This window comes from Nocardia sp. NPDC058705, from assembly GCF_042749305.1.
In the GTDB taxonomy this organism is placed as follows: Bacteria; Actinomycetota; Actinomycetes; order Mycobacteriales; family Mycobacteriaceae; genus Nocardia.
Window position 1 is genome coordinate 17,887 of sequence record NZ_JBHYRN010000018.1, and the last position, 17,069, is coordinate 34,955.

The following is a 17,069-nucleotide window of genomic DNA, read 5'->3' on the forward strand; positions in this document are numbered from 1 at the left end:
AGACAACCCGCCATCTCGCGAGTCCCGCGCTCGATCTGCACGCCCGTCGGCGACCTGGGCACTTGATCACCATGTAATCATGCAAGCATCGCCCGAGAGGGCACCTGCATGAGTGCATGGTGATCTTGATCAGAAGACGGCGATTGTGCGTGGGATGGTCAGCTGGGGTCGATGCCGTAGAGGCGGGCCCAGTTTTCGCGGCTGGTGAGTTCCGGGACCGCGGCGCGGTATTCGGCCTGGAGGGCCGGGAGTTCCTTGCGGAGTTTGCGCAGGGTGCGGTAGGTGCGCACCAGAAGCGCGCGGGCGCGGGCCTTGTCGCGGCGGCGGACTCGGACGCCGGACTGGGAGGCGTCGGTGACGACCACGTGGTCGAAGAGGCCGACGTGCCACCAGTGGGCGTCCTCGCGGGTGACGCCGATGAGGCCGGGCTGGGTGCGGCCGGTCCACTGGGTGATCGCGCGCTTGATCAGGACCAGGGTGATGCGGCTGGGTTCGCCGCTGGCCCGGCGCACGGAGATCTCGGCGGAGTTCACCGGCGGGGTGGCCGCGGGGTGCTTGATGGTTTCGGGGTAGTCGTTGCGGGTGGAGCGGGCGGCCGCGAGGGCGTCGATGCCGCCGTCGCGCAACGTCTTCGGGCCCTTCATGAAGTCTTCGATGCCCTGCAGTGTGGTGTGGACCAGGCCGTACTGCATGCCGACGAGGTGCTCGGCGATGTAGCGGAAGAACTCGCGGGTGATGGCCTTGCCGTCGAGGTCGGTGTGCAGGGCGCCGACGATGAGCGAGTTACGGGTGGAGAAGTAACGGGCCCAGTCGTCGTAGTCCTTCCAGTAGAAGTCGGCGTGCCACACGGCCGCGTTGGGGAGGGTGACGGTGACGAAACCGTGCTCCCGCGCGCGGATGCCGTATTCGACGTCGTCCCACTGGAAGAAGATCGGGACCGGAAGGCCGATCTTCTTCACGACCTCGGCCGGGATCAGGCAGGTCCACCAGGCGTTGTAGCCGGCGTCGACCCGGCGCTCCTGGTTCTTCTTGAGCATGGAGGTGTTGCGCAGCGCCTTTGGCACCTTCTGGCCGTGCTTGAGCTCGCCCAGATGCACTTCCTCCGCGCCGACATTGAGGAAGTCGGGGTTCAGCAGGAACAGCATCTGCGCGCCGACCAGCGTCGGCTCGACCGTGAGGTTGGCGAAAGCTTGGAGGCGCAGGACGGTTTCGGGCTCGCAGAGGATGTCGTCGTCCATCAGGATGACGTCGGCGTGCTCGTTGGCCGCCGACACCTCGTAGAGGCCACGGGTGAAACCACCCGCACCGCCGAGGTTGGGCTGACGGATGTAGCGCAGCTTGTCGCCGAAGTCGGGACGCACCTGCTGGAACAGCGGCCGGTCCTCGACCAGGTCGGTGCCCTGATCCACCACGTACACCGCGTCGATCGCGGCCAGCACGGTCGCGTCGGAGGCCAGCGCGGCCACGGTGTGCGCGCAGTCCTCGGCCCGGTTGAAGGTGCAGATCGCGATCGCGACCGGGCGCACCGTCTCGGGTGCCTTGGCGGTCCAGGCCAGCTCGGTGATGTCGAGTTCGCCCCCGACAGCGTCGAACTCGAGCCACAGCGCGCCACCGTCGACGTACTGATCCAGCGGCGCCGTGAGCGAGACGTGCCCGCTGCTGGTCGCTACCAGCGAGGCGATGATGCGGCGGTGCCCGGCGATATCGGAGGCGACCAGGCGCACGTTGGCCTTGCCGCCGACCACCAGATGCGCACCCACCGTCACCTCGGTGACGGTGGTCCAGCGCTGCCAGTAGCTGGCGGCCAACCGGCCGAAGTAGGTGTTGGTGTGCGCGGTGGCGCCCTTTGGCAGGTGCAGCGAGTGCCGTTCGCGAACCGCGGCACCCCCCTTGACGACCGCGTAGAGGTCATCGTTCACCCGCGCCGACGGCCCGGTGAAAATGCCTCTGGCCAGCACGAGCCGTTCGGGCGCTGAGTGTTCGCCCCGCAATGATGCGGGCGCGGCCTCGCGCCGATCGTTCGATTCGGTCACGGCTTTGGTAGCCGACTGCTCCATGAAGTCCTCGAAATTCTCGGTATCGACTGCGCCGGCGCAGGCAGGCACGTATAGAAAGGCGCGGCGGGCGGGGCGAGGATATCAATCGCGCGCCACCCTCGCGTCGTCAGTGAGGTGTTGCCGCACCCCGCGCGTGTTGCTCATCGCTTGCCGATGAGCCGGTGAAAACGAATTTGCTGTAGGCCCAATAGCGGAATATCACTGCCATGGTCTGGCCCACGACGGTGGCGGAAATGTTGTCCGCCAGCGGCGACGACAGATCCAGCACATAGCGGGAAAAGCCGAGGCAGCCGAGTTGCAGGAGGATCGCTACGACATTCACGATCGCGTACAGCAGATATTCGCGGCCGGGGCTGTCGGACTTGCGATGGGAGTAGGTCCACCACTTGTTGCCGAAGTAGGTGACCACCGTCGCCACCACGATCGCGATGATCTTGGCGAGCAACGGAAAGTGATAGAGCACACCTTCGGAGAACCCGAATCCGCCACCCCAGAACACCAGCAGGTTGTACGTCCCGGCATCGACGAGAAACCCGACCGCCCCGACAACGAGGAACGCCGCCCCTTGCCGCAGCCCTGCCACCACCCTTGACATCAACGGCGCGCGGGGAGACTCGGACAGATCGGGCTGAGACACGGGCCGACCGTACACCGATCGCCTGAACGCTCCCGCGATAAGCTCTCGGAACCGGAATGAGCGGATCGGCCGCGCGCTGTGTAGCCTCCCCGTGTCCCACTTGCTGCCTAACACCGAGGATTGACCAAGGTGGACTCCACCGAGCTTCGCATTGCCGCCGTGGTCCCCTGCCACAATGAAGAGGCCGCCGTCGCCAAGGTCGTCGCCGACCTCAAGGCCGCCGTGCCGGGGATCGTCGTCTACGTCTACGACAACCTGAGCACCGACCGCACCGCCGAACGCGCCCGCGAGGCCGGGGCGATCGTGCGCTACGAGAACACCAAGGGCAAGGGCAATGTGGTGCGCCGCGCCTTCGCCGATATCGATGCCGACGTCTACCTGATGATCGACGGCGACGACACCTACGAGGCGTCGGCCGCACCGCTGATGATCAAGACCCTGCTCGAGGGCCCCTACGACCACATCCTCGGCGTCCGCAAGCAGGACGACTCCGATTCCAGCGCCTACCGCAGCGGTCACGAGACCGGCAACAAGGTGCTCAACGGCGTGGTCGGCAAGGTGTTCGGCGAGAACGTCGAAGACATGCTGAGCGGGTTCCGGGTGTTCTCGCGCCGGTTCGTGAAGAGCTTCCCTGCGGTGTCGCGCGAATTCGAGATCGAGACCGAGCTGACCGTGCACTCGCTGCACCTGCGCGTGCCGCAGACCTCGGTGTCGGTCGGGTTCCGTGACCGTCCCGCGGGCAGCGAGTCCAAGCTGCGCACCTACCGCGACGGCACCAAGATCCTCGCGCTGATCCTCGGCCTTGCCCGCCACGAACGCCCCGTCGCGTTCTACGGCCTGTTCGGCACCGTGGCCTGGCTGGTCTCGGTGATCCTCACCGTGCCGATCGTGATCGAGTTCTACAACACCCACGAGGTGGCGCGGTTCCCGACGCTGTTCCTCGCCTTCACGCTGTTGCTGCTCGGCAGCCTCGCGTGGACGGCCGGGCTGATCCTGGACGGCATCCGCCGCTCGCGGCACGAGACGGCGCGGCTTGTCTACCTGCGTTATTCGGCCGCCGGGGTGAGCGAGGACATCGGGGCCGGAGAGCGTCGGTGACCACCACGACCGAACCCACTGTCGAGATCGCCGAAACCCCCGCACGCAAGGATCGAGCACTGAAGCCGGTGCGCGCGCTGACCCAGCGGTTCGGTGCCGCGACGGTCGCGTTCGCGGTGGTCGCCACCGTGTTCGGCGCACTGTTCGCCGTGCTCACGCCCGCGTTCTGGGGCCACGACGAGATCACCCAGTTCGGTCGCGCCTACCAGGTCGCGCACGGCGGTGTGTTCCCGCAGCGCATCGTCGACGATCGCGGTGTGGCCTACGGCGGGCAGATCCCGGTCAGCGTCGACGAGCTGATGGGCTATGCCTTCAAAGACTACGGCGACAACCCCGACGAGCCCGACGCGATGGTTGCCGACCCCGGCGCCTACGACCGGCTCGGCGCCGCCGAGGTCTCGGACAAGACCCGGCAGATGTGGTTCACCAACACCGCCGCCTACTCGCCGGTGCCGTATGTGCCTGCGGCCATTGGCATTCGGTTGGGTGAGGCGCTCGGTCTGAATGTGGGCGGCATGTATTTGCTGACCCGCTTCGCCGGACTGTTCGCCTATCTGGCGGTCGTCGGATTCGGGCTCTACGCGCTGCGTGAACGACGTTCGCAGTGGCTGGTTTTCACCGTCGCGGTGCTGCCGATCGCGCTGTTCCAGGCGGGCACCGTCACCGCCGATACGCTCACCAACGCGCTCGCCATCATGGTGTCGGCGCTGCTGCTGAAAGCGCTTTTCGTCGGTGATCGATTGCACCGCACCGAAACCGCCGCACTGCTCGCCGCGACCATCGCGCTGCCGCTGAGTAAACCGACCTATGTGCTGCTGGCGATGCTCGTTGTCGTCGTGCCCGCCGACCGGCTCGGATTCACCGGAAAACTGAAATTCGTCCCGTGGGCATTCGCGGTGACCGGCGGTGTGCTTTTCCTCGCCTGGACCAAGATCGCCGCACCCACCGGCGACGGCATGGGTCTGATGCGTCCGCCGCACCAGTGGGGTCAGGTTCGGCCCAGCGATCAGCTCAAGGGAATCATCAGCGACCCAGTGCAATTCGTGCACGTGTTCGGCGAGAGTATCGCGCTGCGCGACCATCGCTGGTTCAACCAGTTCTTCGGTGAACTCGGTTTCGCGTATGTGGATGTGCCCGCGCTGTCGATGCTGGCGTGCCTGCTCGCGTTCGCGGTGAGTTTCGGGATCGTCGACCGGATGAGTACTGCCACAGCGACTTTCCGTCGCACGCTGATCGTGGCGCTGGTGGTTCTCGCGAGTGTGGCGATGATCTATGTGACGCTGTACCTGTCGTTCACGCCGGTCGATTACTACATCATCGACGGGGTGCAGGGCCGGTATTTCGTGCCGCTGGCGATCATGGGACTGGCCGTGCTGGCTCGCATGGTGCCGCTGCGGCTCACGAATTCCGACGGCGTGATTCCGACCCGAGGGACCGGGATCACCGTCGCGTGTGCGTCGACTTTCGCGCTTATCGCTACTGCCGCAACGTATTACACCGTCGTCTGGGGATAATTCCCCAGACCCCCGGCTGCAGGGGGGAATTACAGCGTCTTCTCGCCCGCAGCCGCGTAGGCGCGTTCGGTATCGGCCTTTTTCGGGCGCCACCAGTCCTCGTTGTCGCGGTACCAGGCGACAGTGTCGGCCAGGCCGGCGCGGAAGTCCGCGTAGCGCGGTGACCAGCCGAGTTCGGAACGCAGCAGGCTCGCGTCGATGGCGTAGCGCTGGTCGTGGCCGGGGCGATCGGTCACGTGATCGAAATCGGTCGGTTCGCGGTCGAAAGCTTGCAGAATGAGTTGCACGACAGTGAGATTGTCGAGTTCGCCCTGCGCGCCGATCAGGTAGGTCTGACCGGTGCGACCGCGCTCGAGAATGTCCCAGACCGCGCGATTGTGGTCTTCGACGTGGATCCAGTCGCGCACCTGATGACCGGCGCCGTACAGGCGCGGGCGCACACCGTCGATCAGATTGGTGATCTGACGGGGGATGAATTTCTCCACGTGCTGATACGGGCCGTAATTGTTGGAGCAGTTCGACAGGGTCGCGCGGACACCGAAAGACCTGGTCCAGGCGCGAACCAGCATGTCGCTGCCTGCTTTGGTCGCCGAATACGGGCTCGACGGGTTGTAGGCGGTGGATTCGGTGAAACCCGGCTCGTCGGGGGTGAGATCGCCGTACACCTCGTCGGTGGAGACGTGGTGATAGCGCACGTCGTGGCGGCGCACCGCCTGCAGCAGTGAGTAGGTGCCGACGATATTGGTCTGCACGAAGGGCCACGGCTCGGCCAGGGAGTTGTCGTTGTGGGATTCGGCCGCGAAATGCACGACCGCGTCCACCCCGCTGACCAGATTGTCGACCAGGTCGAGATCGGCGATATCGCCGTGCACGAATTCGATCCGATCCGCGACCGGATCCAGCGATGCCCGGTTGCCCGCGTAAGTGAGTGCGTCGAGCACTGTCACTTGGACATCCGGGCGCGTGGCCACGGTCTGCTGGACGAAATTGGCACCGATGAACCCGGCTCCGCCGGTTACGAGCACTCGCACGCGGTCAACGATACGTGCATTCCGCGGGCCCTCGCGACGAATGCGGCGCCGTTATGCGTTGTCAGAACGTCTTCGAGCTGAGACCGGGCATCTATTTACACTGTGATCTCCGTCACGCTACCTGCAGGTAGGTTAAGACTCAGAGTTGGTTTTCCTGAGAAAAAGCCCGGTCAACGCTCAGGTTTCTATCAGCGCACTGACATCGGGGTATCAATGGTGAACATAACTTGAACTAACAGTCACAGCAGGTTCACCTCCGGTTAGCTGCGGGCGCATTTGATCTACGAGTCCCCTCCGCACGCTCCAACTTTGAGGTTCACCAAAAATGCTGATGAGGAAATTCGCCGCCACTTCGGCGCTGCTGATCGCTGCCATGGGCGTCACCGCCGGTACCGTCAACGCCGCGCCGGCCGAAGAGGCCGCTGCACCGATCAACTACACCGCCGAGGTTGTCGACGGTTCCAAGTCCGTCATCACCACCGACGCCGGCTCGATGGTCGTCGAAGACGGTGTCTTCAAGATCAAGGCTGCCGACGGCACCACCGTCGCCGGCACCGCGCTGTCCTTCAAGCTCGACGAATTCGAGTTCCCGATCGCCGCCGAGATCGCGGGCAACACCGCGACCCTGAGCCCGCAGCTCGACCCGGCCAAGGCCGTCTACAAGCCCGTCGCCCTTCCTTACGAGGACAAGGCTCCCTGGAAGACCGAGTACGAGCGTGAGCAGGCTGCCTGGAGCCGTCTGACCTCCACCATCTCCATGGGCGCCACCATCGGCACCCTCGTCGGTGGCATCGGCGGCGCCGCCCTCGGTTGCGCCATCGGCGCCGGCGTCGGCTTCGTTGCGACCACCCCGCTGCTGCTGATGTTCGGTGCGGGCCCGATCGGTGGCTGCATCGTCGGCGCATCGCTGACCGGCTTCATCGGTGTGCTGGCCGGCCAGCTGTTCGTGACCGGCCCGGTCGCGATCGCTGCTGCGATCCAGTACTTCACCACGATCAACCAGCCCTTCACCCCCCCGGCCAAGTAATTTCGCCGTAGGACAGAAGGAAAGCGGCCCCGCTCGGAGAAATCCGGGCGGGGCCGCTTCTGCGTTTCCGGACCAAGGGCCCAGGGGCCTACGAACACCGCAGGCCCCCCGGCCCGAGTCGGCTCGTCCGGCCGATCGCGATCAGGACCGTCCGAGCCGGTTCAGTTGGCCTGAATGACACAGGCGCGAAGCGGTCCTCAGCCGCGCACGGCCGGAGCGAATGCGGAGGTACGCCTGAATGACACAGGCGCGAAGCGGTCCTCAGCCGCGCACGGCCGGAGCGAATGCGGAGGTACGCCTATGCCGTCCGTGCTCGCTGGGCCGGTTCCACCGCACCCCGAATGAATTTCGCCACCCGCCCCAGCGCCGACCGGCTCTCCGGCATGCCCGGCAGGATGCTCATGAACGCGTGTACCTGCCCGCGCCACAGTTCCAGGGTGTTGGGCACGCCCGCGGCGGTGAGCCGGTGGGCCATCAGTTCACAGTCGTAGCGCAGCAGTTCGTCCTCGGCGGCGATCATCAGCACCGGCGGCATCCCGGCCAGGTCTGCGTTCACCGGCGAGAGCGCGGGATCGAGGGGACCTTCGTGCTCGGCACCGAGGTGCACGACCGCCTCGAGTCCCTTCAGCGGAATGTAGGCGTCACGGCTGACATTGACGTAGCCCTCCTTGGCCCGGTAATCCAGATCGAGCAGTGGGCTGAGGCCGACGAGCGCGGCGGGCAGCGGCAGGCCGAGTTCGCGGGCGCGGATCGCGGTGGCGAAGGTGAGGAACCCGCCCGCCGAGTCACCGGCGATCACGATGCGGGCCGGGTCGGCGCCGTGGCGCAGCAGCCAGCGGTAGGCAAGGACGCAGTCCTCGATCGAGGCGTCGATCGAACCGGGCAGCTGCCGGTATTCGACATTGAGGACCGGCAGCCCGGTGCGGCGGGCGATCCCGGCCGCGATCGGCCGGTGCGTGCGCAGCCCACAGACCGCGAAACCGCCGCCGTGCAGGTAGAGCACCGCGCCGTGGCGCAGCGCGCGCGAGCCACCCGCGGGGCGCAGCATTTCCATCAGGAACCCGTCGAGCGTGATCTGCTCGCGTTCCACACCCTGCGGTTCGGGGCGCAGCCGGGCGAGCAGGTCCACCGCGACGGCGCCGACCGGAATGGTGGCCCGGTTGATCGGCACAGTGCGCAGCAGCGGCCCGACCAGACCGAGGCAGGCGCCCATGAGGACGCGCGAGGCGGTGCTGGTCCGGCCGGAGTTGACGATGATTCCCGGCTCGGGTCTGGCGGTGACGGAGCCGATCGGGGAGACGGGTGCGAGCCCGCCCAACACTGCGGTGATCTTCGTGGCAACCATCGCGCACCTACCTCTACAGCTGGCGCGTCGACCCCTGACCAGGCTGGAACCCTCGGAGCGGATGTCGGCGCTGACATCTAACACAGTGATGTTTCACACATCGGGGCTCACATAATCAGATGAGCACCGCGTCTGTCTCAGTTATCGCCCGACACGCCCGGTCACCAAACCTTCGTGATCAATTCGCCGACGTGTCGGAACCTCCCCGACTCCGGGGCGGATGGAACTGGCAGACTTGCCACCTATGCGCGGAATCATCTTGGCGGGCGGCACCGGTTCACGGTTGCACCCGATCACGCGCGGGGTGAGCAAGCAGCTCGTCCCGGTCTACGACAAACCCATGGTCTACTACCCGCTGTCCACCCTCATGCTGGCAGGGATCGACGACATTCTGGTGATCACCACGCCGGAGGACGCCGACGCGTTTTCGCGCCTGCTGGGCGACGGCAGCCAGTTCGGCATCTCCATCAGCTATGTGGTGCAGGCCGCGCCGGACGGCCTGGCCTGCGCGTTCGTCCTCGGCGCCGACCACATCGGCACCGAACCGGTGGCATTGGTGCTCGGCGACAACATCTTCCACGGCCCCGGCCTCGGCGCCAGCCTGGAACGCTTCCACGACATCGACGGCGGCGCGGTGTTCGCCTACTGGGTGAAGGACCCGACCGCCTACGGCGTGGTGGAGTTCGACAAGCAGGGTCGCGCGATCTCCATCGAGGAGAAGCCGAAGGTCCCGCGCAGCAACCACGCCATCCCGGGCCTCTACTTCTACGACAACGACGTGGTGGAGATCGCCCGCGAGCTGAAGCCGTCGGCGCGTGGGGAGTACGAGATCACCGACATCAACCGCGCCTACCTCGACCAGGGCAGGCTCAGCGTCGACGTGCTGGCCCGCGGCACCGCCTGGCTCGACACCGGCACCTTCGACTCGCTGCTCGACGCCGCCAACTACGTGCGCACGATCGAGGAACGACAGGGCCTCAAAATCGGTGTGCCGGAGGAAGTGGCGTGGCGGCGCGGCCTGATCTCCGACGAGCAGCTGTGCGAGCTCGCCGAACCGATGGTGCGTTCGGGTTACGGCCGCTACCTGCTGGACCTGATCGACCGCGGAAAAGACTGGTAGCGCATGGAGTTTCGTGAACTGGCGATCCCTGGCGCCTGGGTGGTGACGCCACGCCTGCTCGGCGATGACCGCGGGATGTTCTGTGAGTCGTTCAAGGCCTCGGAGTTCGAGAAGGCCACCGGGCGCCCGTTCGAACTGCACCAGGTGAACACCTCGGTCTCGGCGGCCGGGGTGCTGCGCGGGATCCACTACACCGACGATCCGCCCGGTCAGGCCAAGTATGTGACCTGTGTGCGCGGGGCGTTCCTCGACGTGGTGGTCGATCTGCGGCCCGGCTCGCCTACCTACGGGCGGTGGGACAGCGTGCAGCTCGATGACGTAACCCGGCGCTCGGTGTTCTTGTCAGAGGGGCTCGGCCACGCCATCCTCTCGCTGGAGAACCGTTCGACGGTCACCTACCTGTGCTCGCTCGAGTACTCCCCCGAATTCGACCGGGACATGGACGCTTTCGATCCGAACCTCGGCATCGACTGGCCGACCGAGGGCCGCGACGGCCGCCCGCTCACCTACATTCGCTCGGCGAAAGATGAAGCGGCGCCGAAGTTCCGCGCATAGAAGAACGGCACCACCCGCGAAAGGTGGTGCCGTTCAGGCTTTTCCCAGATCAGGCCGGTTCGAGAACCTTCTCCTCGACGACCGGTCCGTCGACCACCGGCTTGCGGAACCGGGGCAGGAAGACCGTCAGCGCGAACAGCGCACCCACGATCGTGACGCCTGCCGCGAACTCCAGGCCCGGCCGGTAGGTGTCGAGCATCTCCTGCGGGGTGGCACTCGTGCCGTGCCCGCCGGAGGTGACGATGGCGGTGGTCACCGCGAGCACGATGGCCGCGCCGACCTGCATGGACGTCTGCAGCACGCCGGCCGCCAGACCCTGCTCGTCGTCGTCGATACCGCTGGTGGCCTGCACGTTGATGGCCGGGAACCCGACCCAGCCGATGCCGATCAGCAGGATGGCGGGCAGCAGCATGGTCCAATAATCGGGCGCGGTGTCCAGACGCAGGAACAGCAGGTAGCCGATGGCCATCACGCTCAGGGTGACCGCGATGACCGGTCCGGTGCCGAAGCGGTCGATCAGCTTCTCGGAGAAGAACGCCGAACCCACGACCATGATGCCGACCGGCAGCAGGGCCATCGCCAGCTTCAGCGCCGACCATTCCAGGGTGTCCTGCATGTACAGGGTCACGATGAACTGCCAGGAGAAGTACGAACCGGCGACTGCGACGATGGCCAGGCTGGCCCGCAGCAGCGTGGGCTTGCGCAGGATGCCGAGGCGAACCAGCGGGTGCTTCACGCGCTTCTCGGTGATCACGAACGCGGCGAACAGGGCGATCACGGCGAGGAACGATCCGATGGTGCGGCCTGAGGCCCAACCGACTTCCGGCGCGGTGACCACGGTGTAGACCAGCAACAACATGCCAGCGGTGGACAGCAACGCGCCCAGTAGGTCGTGTCCGCCTTCCTCGGCCTTACCGTCCTTGGGGATCAGCGCGAACGCGGCGATCAGGGCGGCGATGGCGATCGGGACGGGCAGCAGGAAGGTCCAGCGCCAGCCGACGCCGGTCATCAGGCCGCCGAACAGCAGGCCCATGGAGTAGCCGCCCGCACCGAACACGGTGTAGATCGACAGCGCCTTGTTGCGCGCTTTTCCTTCGGCGAAGGTGGTGGTGATGATCGACAGACCGGTCGGCGCGGTGAACGCGGCGGCCAGGCCCTTGATGAATCGGGTGGCGATCAGCAGGGCGGGGTCGCTGACGAGTCCACCGACGAGCGAGGCGACGGCGAAGACGGCGAGGGCGATGAGGAAGACCTTGCGGCGGCCGAGCAGGTCGGCGGTGCGTCCGCCCAGCAGCAGCAGGCCGCCGTAGCCGAGGATGTAGCCGCTGACGAGCCACTGCAGGGTGGAGGTGTCGAGATCGAGTTCGGCGCCGATGGACGGCAGGGCGACACCGATCATCGAGACGTCGAGGCCGTCGAGGAAAAGGACGATGCACAGGGTGATCAGCAAGCCCCAGAGCCGGAGGGGCCATCTGGTGGGATCGGTCGCCTGATCTGCGGCCGAGAGCGAGGCTGTCGAAGTCATGCGAGGGACATTACATGCGCACGCATTAATTGCCAACACATAAAATGCCGTTGCATGAAGATGCTCGAACCTCTAGGATGGCCCCATGAACCCGGCTGTCACCTCAGCTCGGCGCAACGAAGCGCCCCCCGAGCTGGTTGGTCAGTGGCGCGAATTACTCGGCAGGCATGCCGCCGTGAGTTGCGCGCTGGAGAAGGCGCTCCAAAGAGACCACGAGATCGGCCTCAGCGAATTCGAAACGCTGGACCGCCTGGTCGACGCGGCCTGTCAGAAGTACCGCATGACGGAGCTGGCCCACGACATCTACCTGAGCCAGAGCGCGCTGTCGCGCGCAGTGGCCAGGCTGGAACGCGACGGCCTCGTCGAACGCAGCATGTGCGATCTCGACCGCCGCGCCATCTTCGTCCAGCTCACCGACAAGGGCAGGGAGGTCTACGACCGGGCCCTGCCCACCCACCGATCGGTGCTCGCCGGTTCCTGGGACAGCCCTACAACGTGCCCGTAGCGGCCACGGTGATGTCGGTGAACGCGCGGCGGTAGCGGTCACAGTCGGCGGGCTTGTCGAGATAGTTGCTGCCTGCGAAGGTTTCCACGTAGACCACCGGCGGCTCCGGTCGATCCACCGAATCGTCGACCCCGAAGTCCAGGATCACGAACCGGCCCGATTCGAGCCCGGCGTGATAGCCGCAGTCGCCGGGAACCACCTGTATGCGCACCGTTTCACGCTCGGCCAGCTCCCGTAATCGCGCGAGCTGACCTGCCCGCACGCGGTCGTCGCCGATCGCGCGCGCGAGCACCGACTCGGCCAGCACCACGTCCAACCGCAGTGGGGCGTCGGCCCTGGTGACCAGCGCCTGCCTGGCCGCGAGCACCCGCAGCCTGCGGTCCAGCTCCGACTCGGTCAGCTCCGGAATCGTCTGCTCTAGCAGGGCTTTCGCGTAGTCCTCGGTCTGCAACAGCGCCGGGATCAGGCCGTCCTCGTACAGGCACAGGCCCGACGCGGCCTCCTCTAGCCCGATGTAGACCTCGAATCCCTCCGCGATCACATCGTTGTAGCTCGTCCACCAACCCCGTGCTTTGGTTTCCCGAGCCAAGGCGGCCAGCGGTTCGACCAGATCGGTCGGCGCGCCGTACACCTTGCACATGGCTTCGACGTCGAGGCTGCGCAACGACGTCTGCCCCGTTTCGATCCGCCAGATCTTCGCTTCCGACCACTCCAGTTGCGCCGCAGCGGTTCTCGTTGTCATCCGCGCGCGATTACGCAGGTCACGTAAGTGCCTGCCCAACTGCCTGCGTGGCATGGTCGAACCGGTGACGCCCTGTGGTGAAGCCATACTTCCCCCCTGTATCCGAACTCCGGCTCCGGAAAAGATCTTTCGGAAGCCGCCCTGCGCAGCCGACATATCGTCGGATCTGCGTACGGATTGTTTCACAATGAATCGGACACCGCGCAAGACCTATTTTTTCTTTCTGAACCGCCAGAACTGCACGGCTCGAACGTCTTCGGAGAGCTGGTTCACCGGCTCGGCCACATCCGACAGCGCCTGGAACAGGCCATCGGCCAGGTCACTGATGTGCTCGACCCGCCCCGCCAACCGCGCTGCGTTGTCGGCGAATTCGAGCATCAGCCGCACCGAGGCCGCGATGGTGAGCCCCAACGGCACCGCCACGAACACCGCGAGCACCCCCAACACAACGGAGGTTTTCCACATCAGCACCGTGAACGCGATCGGCAGGCCGATACCGAAGGAAACGACGCCCAATACATAGGCAAGCGGCAACAAAGTCCTGGTCGCGGGCCTGCGAAACTGCACATCGAGCAGCGAACGCCCCGCCTCGGCGGCCCACTCCTTCGCCGATCCGGTGCTGCGGAACGGCTCCTCGAACCCCGAATCACGCGCGAGTTGCGCCTCGTAGGTATCTTCGTCATCTCGGCTCGGTCGCGGACCCCGGCGCTTGCCGTCGGCCTCTTTCCAAGAGAGCCACCGTGATTCGGCTTCGAACTCCTCGGCGTCGGCTTCGGTCGGCTCAGGCGTACCCGGCACTTCGGTCATGCGCCGAATCCTGCCCCGTTTCCGGCCCCACGCCAACCCAGGAGCGACTGAACCTGCGATAGCGAAGGTCGCGAGATTGAGACGAACCATACACTCACGAACATTTTTTGGTAACGGCGTAACGACTCGGCCACCTCGCGCCGATACGCCCATGAACGCAGCAACGACAGCTCTTCTGAGCCCATGAGGACAAATCATCGGGCCCATGAACGCAGCAACGACAGCTCTTCGGGGAATGGAGAAAACAGTGCGCACGACGTTTCCGACCACCACTACGGCCGCCGACAAGGGTGCCGCCGCGCAGGAGTACGCCGCGCGTGGATGGACGGTCGCCGAAACCACCAACGGCCTCTGCTTGATCACCGACGACGAGGTCTCGGCCATCGAGATCACCGGTGAGATCGCAGGCGATGTCCGTCGGTTCCTGCGCGCGAACAACCTCTCCGGTCCCGTTATCGAGATCCCGGGCGCCGAGCGTCGCGAGATCCACCTGGTCACCGGCGTCCGCAAGGCCGCCATGGCGATCGAGGCCATGCGTGAAGCGGGCGTCATCGTGCACACCGACGGTGCCAGCATCCCGCTGCCGCCGACCCAGCTCGCCGCGGGCAGCGCCTCCTGGGGCGTCGCTCCCACCGAGGCCCGCTGGATCCCGCCGGTCGTCGCCCTCGGTGCGGCCGTTCGCTCGGCCATCGCCCGGTCCCGCAAGCAGAGCGGTGCGCGCAAGCTGACCGTGGCCTGCTGAGCCTGAAACTCACCGAACCCGCGATCCGACGCCTCCCCGACGTCGCCGATCGCGGGTTTTCGGCGTTTCCGGACATCGGCTGCCTCACCTGCGCTAAGCATGAGATATGGCTCCACGTTCGCTGCTCCGAACCTGTCCGCTGTGCGAGGCCGTCTGCGGGCTCACCGTCACCCTGGATGACGCCGACCGGGTGTTATCGGTGCGCGGCGATCGCGACGACCCGTTCAGCAAGGGCTTCCTCTGCCCGAAGGGTGCGAGCTTCGGCAAGCTCGACGACGATCCCGATCTGGTCAGCACCCCGCTGATCCGCGAGGGCGAGGGGTTCCGGGAAGCGAGCTGGGACGAGGCGTTCGATCTGATCGCGGCCGCGTTCGCCGAGATCCCCAAGGGTTCGTCGGCGGTCTACCTCGGCAATCCCAACGCCCACACCGTCGCGGGGGCGCTCTATCTGCCCGTCCTGATCCGCGCCATGAGCACCCGCCACATCTACACCGCGAGCTCCGCCGATCAGATGCCGAAGCAGGTTGCGGCCGGGCTCATGTTCGGCGATCCGCTGACCGTGCCGGTTCCCGACCTCGACCGCACCGACTACTTGCTGATGCTCGGCGCCAATCCGCTCGAATCCAACGGGTCGCTGTGCACCGCACCGGACTTTCCGGGCCGCTTGAAGGCCCTGCAGGCTCGCGGCGGCAAGCTGGTGGTTGTCGATCCGCGCGAGACCAGAACCGCCGCTCTCGCCGACCAACACCTGTTCATCCGGCCGGGTTCGGATGCGTATCTGCTGTTCGGGGTGGTGCACACGCTGTTCGACGAGGATTTGACCGACGTGCGCGTCGACGTCGCCGGGCTCGACGAACTGCGCGCCGCCGCCCTCGACTTCCCACCCGTTGCCGTGGCCGAGCGCACCGGCATCCCCGCCGACACCATCCGCACGCTCGCCCGCGAACTCGCCGCCGCGCCCACCGCCGCCGTCTACGCGCGCATCGGCACCTGCACCGCCGAGTTCGGCACGCTCACCCAGTGGCTCGTCGACGCCGTGAACGCCCTCACCGGCAACCTGGACTCCCCCGGCGGCGCCATGTTCGCCGACGCGGCGGCGGGCGGGGTGGGGCGCAGCAGGCCGTTCCGGCTCGGCCGCTGGACCAGCCGGGTCCGTGAACTGCCCGAGGCGATGGGTGAGCTGCCCGTCGCCACCCTCGCCGACGAGATCGAAACCCCCGGTGAGGGCCAGATCAAGGCGCTGGTGACGGTGGCGGGCAACCCTGTGCTCTCCGCCCCGAGCGGTGCGCGGCTGGACAAGAGTCTGGCCGGGCTGGAGTTCATGGTCAGCGTGGATCGGTACGTCAACGAGACCACCCGACACGCGAATGTGATCCTGCCGCCGCCACGCTCGGTGCAGTCATCGCACTACGATTTCGCGCTGCTGCAGTTCGCTGTGCGCAATTACGCGCGCTACTCGCCGCCGTTGGTTCCGCTCGGCGAGCGGCCGTCGGAAGCGGCCGTGGTGGCCCGGCTGGCGGCCGCGGTGAGCGGTCAGCCGCACGCCGGGACGGGCGCGGCGAGCCCGATCGCGATGGTCGACGAACTCGTCATCGCCGGCACACTGCACAAGGCGGATATGAGCGAGCGCCGCGACGAGCTGACCGGTGCGAACACCACCGAACAGCGCCTGGACCTGATGCTCAAGCTCGGCCCCTACGGTGCGTGGAACGGCGGCGACCTGAGCCTGAAAACGCTCCTGGACAACCCGCACGGCATCGACCTCGGCCCGCTGCGCCCCCGCCTGCCCGGCGCGCTGCGCACCGCGTCGAAAATGGTCGAACTGGCGCCGCCGCAACTGCTCGCGGACGTGACGCGCCTTCGGGCCGGTCTGGGGAGTGAAAGGCCCGCGATGGTGCTGATCGGACGACGTCAGCTGCGCTCCAACAACAGCTGGATGCACAACATCGCCGGTCTTGTCGGCGGCTCCAACCGCTGCACCCTGCAGGTTCACCCCGACGACGCGACCCGCCTCGGCCTCGGCGAACAGGCCGAGATCACCTCGGCGGCAGGTTCGTTGACGGTGCCCGTCGAGCTGACGGCGACGATCATGCCCGGCGTGGTGAGCCTGCCGCACGGCTGGGGCCACGGCGCGAGCACCACCCAGTCGGTCGCGGTGGCGCATGCCGGGGTGAATGCCAATGTGCTGACCGACGATTCGGTGGTCGACATGGTCTCGGGGACCGCGGTGTTCAACGGGGTGCCGGTGACGGTAGGTCCGGCCTGATCGGTCCGGTTCCGGAAACCGTTGCGCAAACTCGGCTTTCATCCCATTCGCAACAATGGACACGCCCCACGGTCTGTTGGCGTCCCCTAGACTGAGTG

General features: G+C 66.5%; 15 protein-coding genes. 8 read left to right on the forward strand and 7 right to left on the reverse strand.

The genetic code is table 11. The features are described 5' to 3' along the window. Window positions 1-158 precede the first annotated feature (158 nt). The gene (locus tag ACFW6D_RS20570; protein WP_379330367.1) at window positions 159-2,057 is read right to left on the reverse strand and encodes a glycosyltransferase; all 1,899 of its coding nucleotides are present in this window, start codon (window positions 2,055-2,057) and stop codon (window positions 159-161) included. A 106-nt stretch (window positions 2,058-2,163) separates the two neighbouring features. Then, complete coding sequence (locus tag ACFW6D_RS20575; protein WP_379330369.1) at window positions 2,164-2,694, reverse strand: GtrA family protein; 531 nt, start codon at window positions 2,692-2,694, stop codon at window positions 2,164-2,166. 129 nt (window positions 2,695-2,823) lie between these two features. Here ACFW6D_RS20575 and ACFW6D_RS20580 point away from each other — a divergent pair, with 129 nt between their 5' ends. Then, window positions 2,824-3,792: a glycosyltransferase family 2 protein gene (locus tag ACFW6D_RS20580; protein ID WP_379236302.1), complete on the forward strand. Its 969-nt coding sequence runs from the start codon at window positions 2,824-2,826 to the stop codon at window positions 3,790-3,792. Next, window positions 3,789-5,306 (forward strand): DUF2142 domain-containing protein, encoded by a 1,518-nt coding sequence (locus ACFW6D_RS20585; protein ID WP_379330371.1) that lies wholly within the window; start codon window positions 3,789-3,791, stop codon window positions 5,304-5,306. Before ACFW6D_RS20580 ends, ACFW6D_RS20585 begins: the two co-directional genes overlap by 4 nt. Before the next feature lie 29 nt (window positions 5,307-5,335). Here the strand turns inward: ACFW6D_RS20585 and rfbB are convergent, their stop codons facing one another. Beyond that, window positions 5,336-6,337: a dTDP-glucose 4,6-dehydratase gene (rfbB, locus tag ACFW6D_RS20590; protein WP_379330373.1), complete on the reverse strand. Its 1,002-nt coding sequence runs from the start codon at window positions 6,335-6,337 to the stop codon at window positions 5,336-5,338. Window positions 6,338-6,662: 325 nt separating this feature from the next. Here rfbB and ACFW6D_RS20595 point away from each other — a divergent pair, with 325 nt between their 5' ends. After that, window positions 6,663-7,364 (forward strand): hypothetical protein, encoded by a 702-nt coding sequence (locus tag ACFW6D_RS20595; RefSeq protein WP_379330375.1) that lies wholly within the window; start codon window positions 6,663-6,665, stop codon window positions 7,362-7,364. Window positions 7,365-7,662: 298 nt separating this feature from the next. On the opposite strand, the gene ACFW6D_RS20600 is transcribed toward ACFW6D_RS20595, so the two are convergent. After that, on the reverse strand, window positions 7,663-8,709 hold the full coding sequence (locus ACFW6D_RS20600) for an alpha/beta hydrolase (protein ID WP_379330377.1): 1,047 nt from the start codon (window positions 8,707-8,709) through the stop codon (window positions 7,663-7,665). A gap of 244 nt (window positions 8,710-8,953) precedes the next feature. Here ACFW6D_RS20600 and rfbA point away from each other — a divergent pair, with 244 nt between their 5' ends. Both rfbA and ACFW6D_RS20610 read left to right on the forward strand, forming a co-directional pair. After that, window positions 8,954-9,829 carry a glucose-1-phosphate thymidylyltransferase RfbA gene (gene rfbA / locus ACFW6D_RS20605; RefSeq protein ID WP_379330379.1) on the forward strand — a complete coding sequence of 292 codons (876 nt, stop codon included), beginning with the start codon at window positions 8,954-8,956 and terminating at the stop codon, window positions 9,827-9,829. A gap of 3 nt (window positions 9,830-9,832) precedes the next feature. Continuing rightward, complete coding sequence (locus ACFW6D_RS20610) at window positions 9,833-10,384, forward strand: dTDP-4-dehydrorhamnose 3,5-epimerase family protein (RefSeq protein WP_379330381.1); 552 nt, start codon at window positions 9,833-9,835, stop codon at window positions 10,382-10,384. Between the two features lie 49 nt (window positions 10,385-10,433). Here ACFW6D_RS20610 and ACFW6D_RS20615 read toward each other — a convergent pair whose 3' ends face one another. Next, window positions 10,434-11,909 carry an MFS transporter gene (locus ACFW6D_RS20615; protein ID WP_379330383.1) on the reverse strand — a complete coding sequence of 492 codons (1,476 nt, stop codon included), beginning with the start codon at window positions 11,907-11,909 and terminating at the stop codon, window positions 10,434-10,436. Window positions 11,910-11,994: 85 nt separating this feature from the next. Here ACFW6D_RS20615 and ACFW6D_RS20620 point away from each other — a divergent pair, with 85 nt between their 5' ends. Continuing rightward, window positions 11,995-12,414 (forward strand): MarR family winged helix-turn-helix transcriptional regulator, encoded by a 420-nt coding sequence (locus tag ACFW6D_RS20620; protein ID WP_379330385.1) that lies wholly within the window; start codon window positions 11,995-11,997, stop codon window positions 12,412-12,414. Here ACFW6D_RS20620 and ACFW6D_RS20625 read toward each other — a convergent pair. Next, on the reverse strand, window positions 12,398-13,243 hold the full coding sequence (locus ACFW6D_RS20625) for a helix-turn-helix domain-containing protein (RefSeq protein ID WP_379330387.1): 846 nt from the start codon (window positions 13,241-13,243) through the stop codon (window positions 12,398-12,400). The two genes, ACFW6D_RS20620 and ACFW6D_RS20625, sit on opposite strands and share 17 nt — an antisense overlap. A gap of 123 nt (window positions 13,244-13,366) precedes the next feature. After that, window positions 13,367-13,963, reverse strand: coding sequence for a DUF4282 domain-containing protein (locus ACFW6D_RS20630; protein ID WP_379330389.1), 597 nt, complete (start codon window positions 13,961-13,963; stop codon window positions 13,367-13,369). Between the two features lie 247 nt (window positions 13,964-14,210). Here ACFW6D_RS20630 and ACFW6D_RS20635 point away from each other — a divergent pair, with 247 nt between their 5' ends. Together ACFW6D_RS20635 and ACFW6D_RS20640 are read left to right on the forward strand one after the other, a co-directional pair. Then, window positions 14,211-14,705: a hypothetical protein gene (locus tag ACFW6D_RS20635; protein WP_379330391.1), complete on the forward strand. Its 495-nt coding sequence runs from the start codon at window positions 14,211-14,213 to the stop codon at window positions 14,703-14,705. Between the two features lie 106 nt (window positions 14,706-14,811). After that, window positions 14,812-16,971, forward strand: coding sequence for a molybdopterin-dependent oxidoreductase (locus ACFW6D_RS20640; protein WP_379330393.1), 2,160 nt, complete (start codon window positions 14,812-14,814; stop codon window positions 16,969-16,971). Window positions 16,972-17,069 lie beyond the last annotated feature (98 nt).

Excerpts from the sequence above, each read along its gene's own strand:
- ACFW6D_RS20570 (WP_379330367.1), bottom strand. The coding sequence starts at position 2,057 with ATGGAGCAGTCGGCTACCAAAGCCGTGACCGAATCGAACGATCGGCGC.
- ACFW6D_RS20595 (WP_379330375.1), top strand. The coding sequence starts at position 6,663 with ATGCTGATGAGGAAATTCGCCGCCACTTCGGCGCTGCTGATCGCTGCC.
- ACFW6D_RS20600 (WP_379330377.1), bottom strand. The coding sequence starts at position 8,709 with ATGGTTGCCACGAAGATCACCGCAGTGTTGGGCGGGCTCGCACCCGTC.
- rfbA (WP_379330379.1), top strand. The coding sequence starts at position 8,954 with ATGCGCGGAATCATCTTGGCGGGCGGCACCGGTTCACGGTTGCACCCG.
- ACFW6D_RS20610 (WP_379330381.1), top strand. The coding sequence starts at position 9,833 with ATGGAGTTTCGTGAACTGGCGATCCCTGGCGCCTGGGTGGTGACGCCA.
- ACFW6D_RS20615 (WP_379330383.1), bottom strand. The coding sequence starts at position 11,909 with ATGACTTCGACAGCCTCGCTCTCGGCCGCAGATCAGGCGACCGATCCC.
- ACFW6D_RS20620 (WP_379330385.1), top strand. The coding sequence starts at position 11,995 with ATGAACCCGGCTGTCACCTCAGCTCGGCGCAACGAAGCGCCCCCCGAG.
- ACFW6D_RS20625 (WP_379330387.1), bottom strand. The coding sequence starts at position 13,243 with ATGGCTTCACCACAGGGCGTCACCGGTTCGACCATGCCACGCAGGCAG.
- ACFW6D_RS20630 (WP_379330389.1), bottom strand. The coding sequence starts at position 13,963 with ATGACCGAAGTGCCGGGTACGCCTGAGCCGACCGAAGCCGACGCCGAG.
- ACFW6D_RS20640 (WP_379330393.1), top strand. The coding sequence starts at position 14,812 with ATGGCTCCACGTTCGCTGCTCCGAACCTGTCCGCTGTGCGAGGCCGTC.